At 69.3% G+C, this 16159-nt stretch carries 13 protein-coding genes; 3 read left to right on the top strand and 10 right to left on the bottom strand.

Annotation, left to right across the window (positions count from 1 at the left end; translation table 11 throughout):
* Positions 1–630 precede the first annotated feature (630 nt).
* Positions 631–1833: a sensor histidine kinase gene (locus ACIHAO_RS38235; RefSeq protein WP_199748962.1), complete on the top strand. Its 1203-nt coding sequence runs from the start codon at positions 631–633 to the stop codon at positions 1831–1833.
* Between the two features lie 13 nt (positions 1834–1846).
* Here the strand turns inward: ACIHAO_RS38235 and ACIHAO_RS38230 are convergent, their stop codons facing one another.
* From ACIHAO_RS38230 to ACIHAO_RS38200, 7 genes are all read right to left on the bottom strand, one after another.
* Positions 1847–2188 carry an RNA polymerase-binding protein RbpA gene (locus ACIHAO_RS38230; protein ID WP_396566388.1) on the bottom strand — a complete coding sequence of 114 codons (342 nt, stop codon included), beginning with the start codon at positions 2186–2188 and terminating at the stop codon, positions 1847–1849.
* 65 nt (positions 2189–2253) lie between these two features.
* Positions 2254–2484, bottom strand: coding sequence for a preprotein translocase subunit SecG (secG, locus tag ACIHAO_RS38225; RefSeq protein WP_016333144.1), 231 nt, complete (start codon positions 2482–2484; stop codon positions 2254–2256).
* A 140-nt stretch (positions 2485–2624) separates the two neighbouring features.
* Positions 2625–3410: a triose-phosphate isomerase gene (gene tpiA, locus ACIHAO_RS38220; RefSeq protein ID WP_396566386.1), complete on the bottom strand. Its 786-nt coding sequence runs from the start codon at positions 3408–3410 to the stop codon at positions 2625–2627.
* A complete protein-coding gene (locus ACIHAO_RS38215) occupies positions 3410–4618 on the bottom strand; it encodes a phosphoglycerate kinase (RefSeq protein WP_396566403.1) in 1209 nt (402 codons plus the stop codon). Before ACIHAO_RS38215 ends, tpiA begins: the two co-directional genes overlap by 1 nt.
* A gap of 9 nt (positions 4619–4627) precedes the next feature.
* Entirely contained in the window at positions 4628–5632 is a 1005-nt protein-coding gene (gene gap, locus ACIHAO_RS38210) for a type I glyceraldehyde-3-phosphate dehydrogenase (RefSeq protein WP_034311751.1), read from the bottom strand.
* A 178-nt stretch (positions 5633–5810) separates the two neighbouring features.
* Positions 5811–6998, bottom strand: coding sequence for a winged helix DNA-binding domain-containing protein (locus tag ACIHAO_RS38205; protein WP_396566384.1), 1188 nt, complete (start codon positions 6996–6998; stop codon positions 5811–5813).
* Between the two features lie 216 nt (positions 6999–7214).
* On the bottom strand, positions 7215–7643 hold the full coding sequence (locus ACIHAO_RS38200; RefSeq protein ID WP_396566382.1) for a nitroreductase family deazaflavin-dependent oxidoreductase: 429 nt from the start codon (positions 7641–7643) through the stop codon (positions 7215–7217).
* Between the two features lie 87 nt (positions 7644–7730).
* Here ACIHAO_RS38200 and ACIHAO_RS38195 point away from each other — a divergent pair, with 87 nt between their 5' ends.
* On the top strand, positions 7731–8663 hold the full coding sequence (locus ACIHAO_RS38195) for an AraC family transcriptional regulator (RefSeq protein WP_396566380.1): 933 nt from the start codon (positions 7731–7733) through the stop codon (positions 8661–8663).
* 84 nt (positions 8664–8747) lie between these two features.
* Here the strand turns inward: ACIHAO_RS38195 and ACIHAO_RS38190 are convergent, their stop codons facing one another.
* From ACIHAO_RS38190 to ACIHAO_RS38180, 3 genes are read right to left on the bottom strand one after another with little or no spacing between them, the layout of a single operon-like run.
* Entirely contained in the window at positions 8748–13217 is a 4470-nt protein-coding gene (locus tag ACIHAO_RS38190; protein ID WP_396566378.1) for a hypothetical protein, read from the bottom strand.
* A gap of 15 nt (positions 13218–13232) precedes the next feature.
* On the bottom strand, positions 13233–13973 hold the full coding sequence (locus tag ACIHAO_RS38185) for a hypothetical protein (protein WP_046199931.1): 741 nt from the start codon (positions 13971–13973) through the stop codon (positions 13233–13235).
* Between the two features lie 47 nt (positions 13974–14020).
* Positions 14021–15472, bottom strand: a complete 1452-nt coding sequence (locus ACIHAO_RS38180; RefSeq protein WP_396566401.1) for a hypothetical protein — start codon at positions 15470–15472, stop codon at positions 14021–14023.
* A 109-nt stretch (positions 15473–15581) separates the two neighbouring features.
* Here ACIHAO_RS38180 and ACIHAO_RS38175 point away from each other — a divergent pair, with 109 nt between their 5' ends.
* Positions 15582–16019 carry a PPOX class F420-dependent oxidoreductase gene (locus ACIHAO_RS38175; protein ID WP_396566376.1) on the top strand — a complete coding sequence of 146 codons (438 nt, stop codon included), beginning with the start codon at positions 15582–15584 and terminating at the stop codon, positions 16017–16019.
* Positions 16020–16159 lie beyond the last annotated feature (140 nt).

Genomic DNA, 16159 nt, shown 5'->3' with positions numbered 1-16159 from the left:
CTCGGGGCGGCCGGTGCGCGCGTGACGCCCCCCTTCCCTCGGCTGAGCCGAGGGAAGGGGGCCTTCACGCGCTTCGGGCGGCTTCGGGCTGATCCGCGCCTGCTGCTCTTGCCCTGAAGTGTCATGAAAGGGTCGTTCAGGACGTTTTTCGTCCTGAACGACCCTTTCATGACACTCGGAGGCCCCCGTCCCGAACCTTCACGCCTTCCCAGTGCAAGCGGAGCCGGTGACACCCCCATGGCGGAAGTCCGCGACGATCTCCTTCCCTACCCTGAAGGCAGTGAAGAAGGCGTTCACGGCATCACGCCTTCTGTAACCGTCTGGGGGCGGAAAGTGACAAAGATCAACTCCTGCCGGCTTTCGCATCAGAGACGATCCGTTCGCGCGTCGGAACGATCAACGGACCACCGAGCCCGGGTGGTCCGGTCCGCGCCTCGACCGACCGAACGTTCATGCACTTGTCCGCAGAACGGACAGTGACCGGACAGTCGCTAGCCCGACTGGGGGAAACTTACCGCCCTTGCACATCCACCCGTTAGCATCCGCACATTTGTTCGTTCCTGCGCGTCCCGATCGGGCGAAGAACACGTCTCACCATTCAAGTCCACAAGACGAGTGAGGTCGCCAGCGATGAGCACAGAGGGTCTCTCGATGCCAGGTATCTCGGTGGGCGGCTCCGGAGCGGACGCCGCCGACCGGATGCGCCGTGCCGCCGGGGTCATGTCGTTCGCCAAGATCAAACGTCCGGCGCTGGTCGCGCTGGGCGTCGATACGCTCGCGATCTTCCTGGCCGCGCTCGATGTCTGGCTGGTGATCCCCGAGAAGGCCCAGCCGTACTCCATCTACCTCTCCGGCGCCGCGTGCCTCGGCCTCGCGTTCCGCCGCAAGCTGCCGTTCCTCGCGGTGATCGTCACCGTCCCCGGCTTCCTGGCGGGCTGGTCCCAGCTGGCCGCGATGATCGCGCTCGGCTTCCTCGCCACCCGCAAGCAGATGCACTGGCAGACCTGGACCGGGTTCGCGCTCGTCTTCACCTGCCGGTTCGTCCAATGGCCGCTGGCCGACTTCGTCGAACTCAGCTGGCGCGAACACGTTCTGGACGGGATCTACGGCGTCATCGTCGCCGGGATGCCGGTGGCCATCGGCCTGCTCATCGGAGCGCGGACCGAGATCTCACAGAAGCTCTCCGAACTCGCCGCCAGCCGTGACCGCGAACGCCGCTTCCACGCCGACGCCGTCCGCGCGGAGGAACGCGCCCGGCTCGCACGGGAGATGCATGACGTCGTCTCGCACCAGATCACGCTGATCGCGATGCAGGCCGGCGCGCTCCAGGCACAGACCACCGACGCCCGTTCGCTCGAAACCGCGCAGGTCATCCGGAAACTGAGCACCAAAACGCTCGAGGAACTGCGCTCGCTCGTGAGTGTGCTGCGCTCGGGCTCCGAAGACGACGGACCGCGGCCGGGGATCAACGAACTCGACCGGCTGATCCGCGGCTCGGACGTCCCGGTGCACCTCACCGTCGAGCGGATCCCCGATCTCCTGCCCAGCCAGGTTTCCGCGGCGGCCTACCGGACCGTGCAGGAATGCCTGACCAACGTGCACAAGCACGCGCCCGGCGCCACCGCGACCATCCGGATCCAGGGTGAGCACGGTTCCCTCAAGGTCGAAATACGCAACGAGCGCGCCCGGACAGCCGGTGCGGCCCTGCCCTCGGGAGGGCACGGGCTGACCGGACTGGCCGAACGCGCTCGACTGCTGGGTGGGAGCTTCGAGACCGCCGACACCGAGGACGGCGGGTTCCGGGTGCGTGCCCGGTACCCGCTCGACCGCTAGGCCCCGGGGAGTCTCAGATCTCCCGGCGCTGGCGCAACCGCTCCAGCGCCTCGGCGAGAATGGCCTCGCCGTCGGCGTCGGAACGCCGTTCCTTCACGTACGCGAGGTGGGTCTTGTAAGGCTCGGTCCGCGGCGCGGCAGGAGGGTTCTTCTCGTCCTGCCCACCGGGGAGCCCGCAGCGCGGGCAGTCCCACTCCTCGGGAATCTCCGCGTCCATCGAGAACGAGGGCTGTGCCTCGTGCCCGTTGGCGCACCAGTAGGAAATGCGGCGCCGTGGCGCCGACTCACCCCGCTCCGATTCGCCCGAAGGACCGGCACCCACACGGGTGCCCCGAATCGCGTTACCGCCAACCATGAATCCTCACACCTATAGGGATCGGCGGCGCGCCCCCCATAGGCACGCCGAAACACCTGGATCGATCAGACCTTGAGCAGGAGCCCGAGGCCGATGATGCTGATCAGCCACACCGCGCCCAGCAGCAGCGTGATCCGGTCGAGGTTCTTCTCGGCCACGCTCGAGCCGGAAAGGCTCGACTGCATACCGCCACCGAACAGCGAAGACAGACCGCCACCACGGCCGCGGTGCAGCAGCACGGCGACCACCAGCAGCACGCTGGAGGCGATCAACAGGATTTGCAGGAACAGCTTCATGTCATCCTCTGCGCTCTTGGAGAATGCAGGAAAACGGTGTGCCACCGACGGTTGTCGACCGCCAGAACACACCGTACTCCTGGACTCGTCCACTGCTGTGTGACGGACCGGATACCCAGGTTACCCGGTAGGTGCCCCGATCAGGGCAGGGGCCCGCCCGCGGCGAGTGCGCAGAGTTTGGTGAATTCGTCACCATCCAGGCTGGCACCACCAACGAGCGCACCATCGATGTTCTCGCAGGCGACGAGGTCGCTGATGTTGTTGGCCTTGGCCGAGCCCCCATAGAGCACGCGGACCGAGGACGCGACCTCGGCGCCGTACTTCTCGGCGAGGGTGGCGCGGATGGCTCCGCACACCTCCTCGGCGTCCTGCGGGGTCGCGACCTTGCCGGTCCCGATGGCCCAGACCGGCTCGTAGGCGACGACGACGTCCTTGACCTGTTCGGCCTTGAGCCCCTTGAGGCCCTCCACCAGCTGGGACGTGGTGTGGGCGATGTGCTCGCCTGCCTCACGGACCTCGAGCTTCTCCCCCACGCACAGGATCGGCTTGATGCCGTGCTTGAGCGCGGCCTTGACCTTCTTGTTCACCAGTTCGTCGGACTCGCCGTGGTACTCACGCCGCTCCGAGTGCCCGACGGTGACGTAGCTGCAACCCAGCTTCGCCAGCATCGGACCCGACACGTCGCCGGTGTAGGCACCGGAGTCGTGCGGCGACAGGTCCTGGGCGCCATAGGTGAGCGACAGCTTGTCGCCGTCGGTCAGCGTCTGGACGCTGCGGATGTCGGTGAACGGCGGCAGGACCGCGACGTCGACCTTCGCGTAGTACTTCTCCGGCAGGGCGAAGGCGATCTTCTGAACCAGCGCGATGGCTTCGAGGTGGTTCTGGTTCATCTTCCAGTTGCCGGCGATGAGCGGTTTGCGCGCCACTAGTCGTTCTCTCCCAGCACAGCGACTCCGGGCAGTTCCTTGCCCTCCAGGTACTCCAGCGACGCGCCGCCGCCGGTCGAGATGTGCGAGAAGCCGTCCTCGGGAAGGCCGAGCTGCCGCACGGCGGCGGCGGAGTCGCCACCGCCGACCACGGTGAAGGCGTCGCTCTTGACCAGCGCTTCGGCCACGGCACGGGTGCCGCCGGCGAAGGACTCGAACTCGAACACGCCCATCGGGCCGTTCCAGAACACGGTCGCCGCGTCGGCCAGCTTGCCCGCGAACAATTCGCGCGACTTCGGGCCGATGTCGAGACCCATGCGGTCGGCCGGGATGGCCTTCGCGTCGACGACGTCGAACTCCGCGTCGGCAGCGAAGCCCGTCGCGGCGAGGACGTCCACCGGCAGGATCAACTCGACGCCGCGTTTCTCCGCCTCGGCGAGGAAACCGCGGACCTGCTCCAGCTGGTCCTCCTGCAGCAGCGAGTTCCCGACCTCGTGGCCCTGGGCCTTGAGGAAGGTGTACGCCATACCGCCGCCGATGAGCAGCCTGTCGACCTTGGTCAGCAGGTTGGCGATCACGCCCAGCTTGTCCGAAACCTTCGCGCCGCCGAGGACGACGACGTACGGCCTCTGCAAATCGCTGGTGAGCTTTTCGAGGACAGCGACTTCGGTCAAGACTAGGTCAGCGGCATACGCCGGAAGCGCCCGCGCGATCTCGTAGACCGAGGCCTGCTTGCGGTGCACGACACCGAAGCCGTCGGAGACGAACGCGCCGCCCGGGACGAGCGCGGCCAGCTCCGCGGCCAGCTCCTGCCGCTCGGCCTCGACCTTGCTGGTCTCACGCGCGTCGAAACGCACGTTCTCCAGCAGGGCCACCTGGCCGTCGGTCAGGCCCGCGACGGTGGCCTTGGCGGACTCGCCGACCAGATCACCGGCCAGCGGGACGTCCACGCCGAGCAGCTCGGTGAGCTTCGCGGCGACGGGAGCGAGCGAGAACTTCGGGTCCGGCTCGCCCTTGGGACGGCCGAGGTGCGCCGTGACGACCACCTTCGCGCCCGCCTCGGCGAGCCGCTTGAGGGTCGGCAGGGCCGCGCGGACGCGGCCGTCATCGGTGATGGTCTCCCCGTCGAGCGGGACGTTCAGGTCGGACCGTACGAGTACGAACCGGCCTGAGACGTCCTCGCCCAGCAGGTCTTCGAGGTTCTTCAGCGCCATGGCTCAGGAGAGCTTGTTGCCGACGAGCTTGACGAGGTCGGCGAGGCGGTTCGAGTAGCCCCACTCGTTGTCGTACCAGCCGACGACCTTGACCTGGTTGCCGATGACCTTGGTCAGCGGCGCGTCGTAGATGCAGGACGCCGGGTCGGTGACGATGTCGGCCGAAACGATCGGGTCGTCGCTGTAGCGCAGGATGCCGGCCAGGGGGCCCTCGGCGGCGGCCTTGTACGCGGCGTTGATCTCCTCGAGGGTCGCGCTCTTGGTCAGCGTGACGGTGAGGTCGGTGGCCGAACCGGTCGGGACCGGGACGCGGACCGCGTAGCCGTCGAGCTTGCCGTTGAGCTCCGGCAGGACCAGGCCGATGGCCTTGGCGGCACCGGTCGAGGTCGGGACCATGGACAGCGCGGCGGCACGGGCGCGGCGCAGGTCCTTGTGCGGCGCGTCCTGCAGGTTCTGGTCCTGCGTGTACGCGTGGATCGTGGTCATGAGGCCCTGCTCGACACCGAAGGCGTCGTTCAGCACCTTGGCCAGCGGGCCGAGGCAGTTGGTGGTGCAGGACGCGTTCGAGATGATGTTCTGCGAACCGTCGTACTTGTCGTCGTTGACGCCGAGCACCACGGTCAGGTCCTCGCCCTTGGCGGGCGCGGAGATGATGACCTTCTTGGCGCCGCCGGCGAGGTGCGCCTTGGCGGCGTCACCGGTGGTGAAGAAGCCGGTCGACTCGACGACGACGTCCACGCCGAGGTCGCCCCAGGGCAGGTTGGCCGGGTCGCGCTCGGCGAGGGCCTTGATCGTCTTGCCGTCGACGACGATGCCCTCGTCGCTGACGCTGACCTCGCCCGGGAAGCGGCCGAGGATGGAGTCGTACTTCAGCAGGTGGGCCATGGTGGCGACGTCGCCGAGGTCGTTGAACGCGACCACCTCGATGTCGTGACCGGCGGCCTGCACGGCCCGGAAGAAGTTGCGGCCGATGCGGCCGAAGCCGTTGACACCTACGCGAACCGTCACTGCTGCCACTCCCTTGAGACTCGTCCGGGATCGCCCCGGAAAGACGTCCTTTACTCGGGCGCAACCCTAGCGTGCGTGCTCGGGCGGCCCTCTTTGCCCTGACGAGACTTCCACCACTCGGTGGGTCAGGTCAAGAATCGATCAAGTGCATCGCCACCAGGACGTCTGCCGAAAACTCTCAGCTTCGCTGTGCTAGCCGTCGCTCCAGCGGCGTGCGCATCCGTGGCGTGACTCGCACCTCTCCGAACCACTCGGCCAGGTGGTTCGCCTCCGCTTCGACGGCCCGTTCGACGTCCGCGCCGACGTCCTCCAGGAAGTGGTGGACGACCTCGCCGTCCGGACGCTGCGCCCAGCCGCCGACGATCCGGCCGTCGGCCCAGACGGTGGGCCCGATGTTCCCGGTGCCGTCGAACAGTGGCGCCTTGTGCGGGCCCAGGTACCAGTCGCGCTCGAGCCATCCCATCGACGTCGGGTCGAGGGACGGGAGCAGCGCGACCCAGGGTCCTGGCTCCGCGACCGGCTCCACGTCGTCGGCGAGCACGATGCCGGGAACGCCGTCGAGATCGACCTCGACCGGCTGAATTTCCGCGAGCGCCTTCTTCGTCTGGCCCGCCGTCCAGCCCGTCCACCAGCGGAGGTCCGCGATCGGAGCGGGACCATAGGCGTAGAGCCACTTTCGGGCGAGTTCGACCCTGGCGGCGTCGGCGTCCCATTCGACGAGGCCCTGTGACAGCCAGTCCGCCATCGGGGCCCAGTAGTACTGGCTGCTGATCCAGCTGCCGCGCGGGCGGCCGCGCACGATGCGGCCGTCGACCGCGAGCTGGAACAGGACGCGGCTGGTGACGTTGGCGATCGCCTCGTACGGCTTTCCCTTCGCCATCAACAGCTGCTGCCTGAGCCGCGGCTCGTCCTCGCTCAGCTGTTGTGCGGTCGCGGAACCGCGGGCCTTCAGCGCACGCTCGGTCGCGTCCTCGACCTCGGCGAGCCAGCGTTCCGGATCGGGCACGTTCTCCGGATGACCCTGCGTGCCGAGGTGCTGTTCGAGCAGGCGGCGCTGCTTCTTGGCGATGTCGGCGGAACAGGCGGCCTGGATGAGCGCCGCGTTCTCGTGCCCGACGACGAAGACCGTGCGGCGCATGCCGAGCATCCGGATCAGCGTGCGCTCGTCGTACAGCGCGTTCTCCACCTCCGCGACACCGTCGCCCTTCACCCGCGCCCACGCCGACAGGTGCACCGACGCCGGGTCGGTGGCATGCAGCGCGACGACCGCGTCCGCGGCGGCGTGCACCGAGCCGGCGGGCGTGGTCAGGCGATGACGTGTCGCGAGGCGGGCGCGGCGTTGCCGGATGCCGATCTTGAGGGTCACGGATCGGTTCTATCACCGGGGCCCGACAAATCCCGGATCAGTTCCGGTCGTGAGTGGCAGGGACGGTTAGGGCCAAGGGTGTCTTAGGTACCTACGGCGGGTGAGCCGGTATCGCGAGTCCGTGAAGGACTCCCAGTCAGGCGCGGTCGTGGGGATGTCGTGAAGGGGCCCTTCGAGACGTTGATGGTCTCAAAGGGACCCTTCACGACATAAGGGCTAGACCCGCTCCAGTTCGAACACCGGGATGACCCGGCTGGTCTTGCGCTGGTACTCGGCGAACTGCGGCATGACCGCGGACTGCCTGGCGTAGACCTCGTCGCGCTCGGCGCCGGTGAGCAACCGGGCGCGGACCGGGAAGGTCTCGGTGCCGAGTTCGACCTTCGTGTCCGGGTTGGCCACCAAGTTGTGGAACCACGCCGGGTTCTCGTCGGAGCCGCCCTTGCTGCCGAAGATGTAGATCCGGTCGTCCTCGAGGAGCGGAACGAGCGGCGCGATCCGCTCGGTGCCGGACTTCGCGCCGGTGTGGTGGACGAGGACAAGCGGGAAGCCTTCGAACATGCCACCCGCCTTGCCGCCGGTCTCGCGGAATTCGGCGATCACGCCGCGGTTGATCTCGTCGAAGTCGAAGTCGATCGTGTCTGCCATGACCTCGATCGTATGGCGCACCGGGTGACCGTATCGATGGCCGAAAACGCCACGGGTATATCTATTTGTCGCACTATGCTCGGCAGCATGGACCTGTTGGCCGAAACCCTCGCCGTGGGCGGCGTCCGGGGCACCGCCGGCGCCCGGATCGAGGCGTCCGGGCCGTGGGGGATCCTCTGGCACGGCATCGCCGGTGCGGCCTTCTACGCCGTCACCTGCGGGACGGCCTGGCTGGACGTGGCGGGCAAGCCGCCGCGGCAGCTCATGCCCGGCGACGTCGTCCTGCTGCCGAACGGACCGGAGCACACCCTGCGCAGCGCCCCGGACGTCGCGATCATTCCCAACCTGTGCACGGCCGCGGAGAAGGCGCGGGAGTGCGGCGGAGTACTGCGCCTCGGTTCAGGGGAGGTCGAGACCCATGTCCTCGGCGCGTCCTACGACTACGACCCGGCGGTGTCCACCCAGGTGATGGCCACTCTGCCGGAGCTGGTGCACATCCGCGCGAACCACGTCGGCGGCGGGTTGGACGACACCGTCCGGCTGTTGTCGCGGGAGCTGGCCTCTCCGCAGATCGCCACCGAGTTCGTCCTCAACCGGCTCGTCGACATCCTGCTGGTCCAGTTGCTTCGCGCGTGGCGGACCGAGAAACCGGCCGAGACGCGGGGCACCTGGCTCGGCGTCCTCGGCGATCCGCTGATCAGCGTGGCCTTGGCCAAGATCCACGAGGCGCCGGCGAAACCGTGGACCACCGACCTGCTCGCGGCGGAACTGGCGACCTCGCGCAGCACGTTGACCCGTCGCTTCCGCGAAACCACCGGCCGGGCTCCCGGCGATTACCTGACCCAGTGGCGGATGGACCTGGCCGCGGTCCGGCTGCGCGACACCGACGACACGGTGGACACCATCGCCCGCTCTGTCGGCTACACGTCGGTATACGCGTTCAGCCGGGCCTTCCGGCGGGCTCGAAGTCAGGCGCCGGGGCAGTACCGGACCTCGACCCGGGAAAGCCTCAAGCCGTAGTGCCCCCAATGTGGCATTGGGGACACCGAGCGTCCCCAATGCCACATTGGGGGCACTAGCCGAGACTGCGGCGAACCGGCCCTGTCAGGCCGTTTCCTCCTCCGGTTCCGGCTCCTCCGCCGACCGCGTGAACAGCCGCGTCGCCGAAAGGCGGGCGACTCCGTCCGGCTCCCCCAGTTCGTCGGTCGCGTTCCGGATCGTCGCGTCGACGGACAGGTACTTGCGGCCCGCCCGCAGGTCCGCGTCGTTGCGCAGCCGCACGATCAGCGGGAACTCGCTCAGCGCGCCGGCGTCGAACAGGCCGGTGGTGTAGATCAGCTGGACGCCCAGCGCCTCCGCCACCGCGCGCTGGAGTTCCAGCAGGTAACCCGCCGAAGCGCGGCCGATCGGGTTGTCGAGGAACAGCACGCCGGAGTGCCGGTTGCGCGCCTTGCCGCGGTTGTTCGCCCGCAGCGCCGCGAGGGTGCAGTACAGGATGATCGCCGCGGTCAGCTGCTGCCCGCCGGAGAACACGTCCCGGATCTCGGAGACACGCTGGCGTTCGGTCCGCAGTACGGAGTCCGGCTTCAGCATGTCGACCCGGAACCCCTTGGGGGCCGCGGCCTGTACGCCGCGCAGCACGAGCGAAAGCCCGTCCCGCTTCACATCCCGGCCGTCTGCTGTCTTCCCCACCGCAGCCTCGTCGACGACCTCGCCCAGTTTCTCGGCGAGCACGTTCTCTTCGAGTTCGGTGAAGCGGATCCGCAGGAACTCCTGGCCCGACCAGTCGCCGAGACCGTCCGGCAGCCGCGAAACCCGTTGTGCCGCGCGAAGAGTACGCAGCGCGCCGTCGACCATGCCCTGCAGGCGGGTGATGATGCCGCCGCGGTGCCGGTCGATCTGCGCGAGATCGTCGGTGAGTGTGCGCAACCGAGGCCGCAGCGCCTCCGCCCATTCCGCGGCGTGGGCGGGAAGCTGATCACGGCGGACCGAGATCACCTGCTGCCGCACCGGCGTGCTGAGCTTCTCGAAGCGCTTGTCCGTCGCGTACTGCGCCAGCTGGTCGGCCGCGGCCCGCACCCGGCGGTCGCCCGCGTCGGCGGCGTCCTGCGCCTCCGTGAGCGCCGTGTTGAGCCGGGCGTGCTTGGCACGCGCGGATTCGACGTCGCCGTCGAACGCGGCCAGATCGTCCTCTTTGGACAAGAGATGCGCCATGGATTCGGCCAGCAGGCCGAAGCCGGACGCGGACGCCTTCGCGGACTCCAGTGTCGCCTCTGCCGCGGCGCGGCGCTCCTGCAGTTCCTCCCATTTCCGCGCGGCGGCGGACACTTCGAGGCTCGCTTCGTCGATCAGTTCCAGGCCGTGCTCGATGTCCTTCGGCCTGGCGTCGAGAGCGAGCTGAGGGCTCGCCAGCTCCGGGAGCTGGGCCAGTTCCGCCTTGCGGGTCGCGACGAGGCCGACGATCTCGGTGCGTTCCTCCTCCAGCACGGCGACCGCCCGGTTCGCCCGCGCCTGCGCCGCGGCCCGCGCGGAGGCGTCGGAACCGTCCGGCGTCTCCAGCAACGACGAGGCCCGCTCGCGGACGGCGTCGTCCAGCGCCTCGACGGCCGCCCGCGCGGAGGTCTCGACACTTTCGGCCTGTTCGAGTTCGGCCCGCAGATCGCTGCCGACCTCGACCTTCGCGTAGGCCTCGGAAGCCGACGAGAAAGTACGCCGCAACGCGTCCACCGGCTCGGCGGGCACCGGATCGTCCTCGGTGACGTCGCTCGACCCCGGGACTTCGGCCAGCTCGGACTTCGCGGTCGTCGCCGTGCGCCGGTGCCCGTCGGCGGTGCGCTGTTCCTCGCCTGCCTGCTCGCGCAGCCGGGAAGCCTTCACCGCCGCTTCGGACGCCGTCGACTCGGCCCGCTCGGCGGTCTCCGTCGCGCGTTCGACGTCGTCCGTCCACTCGGGAATCTTCGCGGCGCGCGTGGCGAGCGCCTCGAGGCCGCGGGCACGCTCCCCCGCCTCAGCCGAAGCCGCGCGCAGTTCCGGGACCCGCTCCCGCAGCCCGGTCGCCTTCTCGCCGAGGCGCTGGAACTCCTTCTCCGCCTGCTCCAACGCGGTCCGCGCGGTTTCGTGCGCGGTGCGCGCGTTCTGCAGCTGCTCGGCCAGCGTCGCGATGCTGCCCGGCGGATAGTCCTCGCGCCACGTCTTGAGCTTCCACGACAGCGCGCTGTCGTCGGCCAGCGAAGTCGCCAGCGCTTCCAGCCGGCGCTGACGTTCCGCGTGCCGGAGCGCGATGGCCTCACGCTCGGCGTCGGCGGCCTCTTCGTCGTACATGGCCGGGTTGGGCGGCACGAGGAACTCGATACCCGCCTCTCCCGGCAGGCGATCGGTCGTGGTCGCCGCGGTCGTGGAAACCGGGATGATCGTGGTGGGCAGCAGACGCCGCTCCGCCAGGACCTTCTCGGCGAGCCGGACCTGCTCCGGCTCGTTGAGCAGGATCCCCGAGACGAGCTGGGGCGCGCGGGCCAGCACCGCCGCCCGCCGCTTCTTGTCCAAAGTAGACAGATAACGCCAGCCGGACCACGCGTTCATCCCGGCGGCTTCCAGCGCGTCCAACGCGGCCTGGACCTCTTCGGTGGCGGGCAGGAGACCGCCCGAACCGAGTGCGTTCAGCGCGCGCTCGTCGACGGATTCCTCCATCCGCAACGCGGTCTGTTCCTTCTCCGCGGCCGAACCCGCCTCGCGGAGCCGCTCCAGCAGCACCGGGAGATCCGTCTCCAGCGCGACGTCGTCCGCGCCGAGGAGTTCGCTCAGCCGGGGTTCGACGGCGAGCGCGTCGGTGCGCCGATCGGCCCGGTCGAGCTCGTCGGCCGCGCGCTCCAACCGGTCCTTTGTGGACCCGGCGAGACGGTGCGCGTCGTTGACCGTGGTCTGCGCGGACCGCAGATCCTCGGCGACGCGTTCGAGTTCCTGTTCGCGGCGGACCAGTTCCGCGGCGGTCGCCTCAGCCTCGGTCCTGGCCTCGCGGGCCGCCTCGGCGACATCGGCCCCGGCCTTGAGCGCGCCGGACCGGACGGCTTCCGCGATCTCCTCACGGACCTCCGCGATCCGCGCTCCCAGTCCGCGGGCCTCCGCCCGGCGCGAAGCCGCGAGGTTCGCCGACTCGTCCCGTTCCGCCTGTGCCTTTTCCGCCTCGGCACGCAGGGCGCCGACCTGCGCCTCGGCCTTCGACGCCTGCTCGGCCGCGTTCTTGGCCAGCGCCAGCAGACCACGCGCGAGCGCGGCCGCGGCGGTGTTGCGCGCCTGCAGGGCGGGCTGCGCCTTCTGCTCGCGATTTCCCACCAGTTCCCGGAAATCGCGGGCCTTGCGAGCGGCGTTGAGGTGGTTGAGCACGGTGGCGCATTCCCGCCATGCCTCGGCGGACGTCTTCGCCTCGGCCAGTTCGCCGTCGATCCGCTTCTTGCTCTCCTGCGCCTCGTCGAGCCGCAGTTTCCCGACCAGGCGGCGGAGTTCGGTGACCCCGGCGGTGAGACGACGGTGGTCGCCCTCGGCCAGTTTCTCCGCGGACTTCACCTCGTCGACGTGCTGTTCGAGCCCGCTCAGTCGCTCGTTCTCCAGCTTGTCCCGCGCGGCTACCTGGCCGGCCAGCGTCCGCATCTCGGCGCGGGCCGCGTCGGCGAGCTTCCGTGACGCGGCCGCGACGCCTTCCTCTTCCGCCAGCGGCGTGAGCAGATCGAGGGCACCCGCGACGAAGTCCCGCTCCGACAGCAGATCCCCCCGCTGGGCGAGGTTGTGCGCGTAGGTCGCGACGACCTCGGCGAGGTCCTTCGGCTCGTCCTCCGAAAGGACCGCGCGCAACAGGAACTCGACGAACGCCTCGTCGGTGCTGAACGCGAAGGCGTCCGCCGCCTCGCCCTCACCGGCGTTCATCGCACGCTGGTACCGGAAAAGCTCGGTGTCGAGGCCGAGACCGTCGAGCCGGGACGTCCATTCGTGGTGACGCCGGGTCCAGAACAACTCCAGTTCCGGTTCGCCGCCGTGCACCTTGTCGAGCTGGTCGTGGAAACCGGACATCGTCAGCAGCCTGCCGTCCGACGTCAGCGGCAGCGAGTCCAGCTCGAGCGAGGGGGTGGGACGAAAGCAGTACCAGGAATCGACGAGGTTCTCCGAATCCGCCGACACCACGTGCCCGCGCCATTCCGACACCTTGCCGGTGATCACCCGCTGGCCGGTCTCGACCTGCAGCCACTCCAGCACGACGTGCGAGACGTCCTTGGCGGCGACGAACTTCTCCAGCACCTTGGTGTTCGTGGTGCCGACGACCTGGCGGCGGCCGGGCAGCATGACCGAGAAGATCAGCTTGATCAGAACGGATTTGCCGCCGCCGTTCTCCAGGAACAGCACGCTCGCCGGCGACGGCCGCCGCGGCGGCCCCTCCCCCGCCAGGTGGATCCCGGCGCTGAACAGCGCGTCCTGTTTGGGCGCGGTGATGGCGGCGCCGACGCCGCTGAAGTCCAGCACGACGTCCTGGTACCGCGCGCCCGCCGGGCCCACCGAGTGCAGGCGAACCCGCGAAAGCTCGTACATCTCTTTCGTCCCCTTTTAGAGCGTGTCCGACGCGGCAGCGCGCAGTGTCCCGCCGCCGTTGGCGACCGAGACCACGTTCAGCTCGAGCAGATCGTCGAAGGCCGCGTCGGCGGCGAGTTCCCGCACCTGCACCTGATAGCGCGGCGTCGTCCGGTAGGTCCCGCCCTGTTCCCCGCTGACCTGGACGAGAAAGCCTTGATCGGCGAGAAAGCGCAGGGCGCGCGCGACCATGCCGCGCGTGGTGTCCGAAGCCAGCCTGCCGTCCTTGGTCGCCGCCGCCGCGGGACGCCGGGCGTAGGCGCGCCAAGCCTGTTCGAGCTCGGGCGCGTCGGCCAGCGGGTCGTTGTTCGCCTCGGCCTCCGCCGCGCGCTCGTCGAGGATCCGGCAGGCCTCACGCACCATCGCGTCCACCTGCTCGACGCTGACGCGGCCGATGTAGGTGTCGTTGGCGAGGTCGTCCGGGCGCGGGTAACCGAGCGCGGCGGTGGCCAGGTGGACGAGCCCGTGCAGGACCTTCTCGGTCTCCCGGCGTTCGCGGATCTTGCTCTGCCGCGCGTAGCTGTCCATCTTGATCTCGAAGACGGACTCGTCGGTCGCCGCCAGCACGGCACCGGCCTGGAGGTTGACTTCCAGCACCATCAGCCCGAGCCCGGCCGCGACCGCGTGCGTGAGCTGTTTGAACGCCCTGTCCTCGCCGTAGCGCCGGACAAGATCGCCGTACACGACGTCCCGCGACGGCAACTGCTTCGGGCGCATGCCGAAGGAAACCAGCCTGGCCGCGGATTCGACGTCCCCGGTTGTCGTCACGCGACCTCCTCCTCTTCTTCTTGGCGATCGACCGCGGCCGACGAAAGCAGCAGATCCGCTCCGCCGAACTCGGGATCTTCGAGCAGCGTGCCGTCGTCGACGGCCAGCAGCACCTGGCGCTGCCCCAGCCGCAGCGCCGCGCCGACCTCGGGACTGTAGGCGTGCACCGCCCGCAGGGCGACCAGGGCCGGCAGCCCGGGATCGATCCGGCGGGCCTCTTCGAGCAGTCCGGACAGCCGTCGCGGCACCTCCGGCAGGTCGAGCAGGTCGTCGGCGAGGCGCCACTGCTCGTCGCCGAACTTGTCGGTGACGTCGGCGGGCATGAGCTCGGGCTCGGGGATCTCGCCGACGAGCTGGTCGCGTTCCGGTGCCGGCCGCAGCAGCAGCGACACCAGCGAAGACAGCGACGGCACGGTCGGCGGGGAGATGCCGGCACCGGCGTGGAAGAACGACTCGGCGGGCGCGACGGCCTCGGCGATCGGCAGGCCGAGCGTCGGCATCAGGAGCTGGCCGAACAGGTCGATCGTCGCCCGCTGCGGCGGCCCGGAGAACTGCTGGCGGTCCTGTTCGGCACGGAACACCGCACCGGCGTCGGCCAGCCTCGACTGGAGCCGCGTGTGGCGGCGGATGCAGTCGCTGACGATGTCGACGAGTTCGGCCGCGCGGCGTTTGCGGTCGAGGTCCTCGGTCTCGTCCCGCGACGCGGTGATGTTCTTGAGGATCGCGTTCTCGGCACGGAACCGGGATTCGATATGCGACAGCGCCTGATCCAGCAGGTCCGGGACCTCGCGCTCCCAGTCGACCGCGCGGACGTCACGCCGGGTGGCGTCCAGCTTGGCGCGCAGTGTCTCCCCGTACTGGACGGTCCGGTAGCGGGCCTGTTCGGCGGCGAGCTTCGCGTCGGCGAGACGGCCGCGGTTGATCAGGTTCTCCAGTTTGACCTCGGCCGCGATCTGGGCGGACTCGACGTCGGTGTCCAGCGCGCCGACGAGGACGTTGATGGCCTCGTCGGTGGCGCGCAGGTAGACCTCGCCGTTGGGCGCGGCCAGCTCGACGAGCAGTTTGAAGTCGAACTGGCGGCGCTGGTAGCCCCCGCCGGGGCCGATGGAACCGTAGACGCGGCGGAACCCGCGATCGGTGGTGCCGACGTTGATCAGGTTGTCGAGGACCCACCGGGCGACCTTGGCGTGCTCGTCCGGCGTCCGGCCGGGCGCCTGGAGCGCGACGAACGGCAGCAACCGCGCGATCACCTGTTCGTGATCGGCGCCGGTGTCGAAGTCCATCGACACGGTGACCTGGTCGATCGTGTGCAGCGCGATCTCGGCCATCTGGTAGATCGTGGCGTCCGCCCAGTCCAGCTTCGCCTTGCGCGCGTCGAGGTCGTGCAAGGGCGCTGTGCATGCCAGCGCCTTGAGGCGGCGGGTCAGCCCCTCGTCGGCCAGCCCCATCCCGGTCAGCTCGTCGTCTCGCACAGCAGGCCAGGCTAGTCGCCACCCCCGGCGCCCCGCACGGGTGACCGGGGTGCCCGGCGCTCCGGGCGGCGGTAGCGTCTCGTCCATGCGTGAAATGAGCCGGGACGAATGGTGGGACTTCGCGAGCGAGGGCACGCGAACGGGCATGCTCGGCCTGGTCCGCGCCAACGGGGCGCCGATCGTGACGCCGGTGTGGTTCCTGCTGAACGAGGGCCCGGACGGCGACGAGCTGATCTTCACCACCGGCACGGAGACCCTCAAGGGGAAGGCGCTGCGGCGCGACCCGCGGCTCTCGCTGGCCGTCGACGACCAGAAGCCGCCTTACTCGTATGTGCAGTTCACCGCCGAAGCCGTGTTGCACGACGACCTCGACGAGATGCTCGAATGGGCGACCAAACTCGGTGGCCGGTACATGGGCGCCGAGCAGGCCGAGGCCTACGGCAAGCGAAACGCCGTGCCGGAGGAGTCTTTGGTGCGCGCACGGATCACGAAGGTGATCGCGCGGGCCGACATCGCCGGCTGACCCGATAGCGCGTGCTTGAGTCGGCACAGGGGACCGGGCTTGGGGGTCGCGGAAAACAAAATATAGAAGCAGGGCGTGGCGGAAAAGGGGTTCGCGACGCTAGGGGTAGGGACCCGGATGGCGAACACCCGGGTGCGGTT

This window comes from Amycolatopsis sp. NPDC052450 (assembly GCF_044547565.1).
Lineage (GTDB): Bacteria > Actinomycetota > Actinomycetes > Mycobacteriales > Pseudonocardiaceae > Amycolatopsis.
The sequence above is the reverse complement of the archived record's forward strand: the minus strand, read 5'-3'. Positions and strand labels throughout refer to the sequence as shown.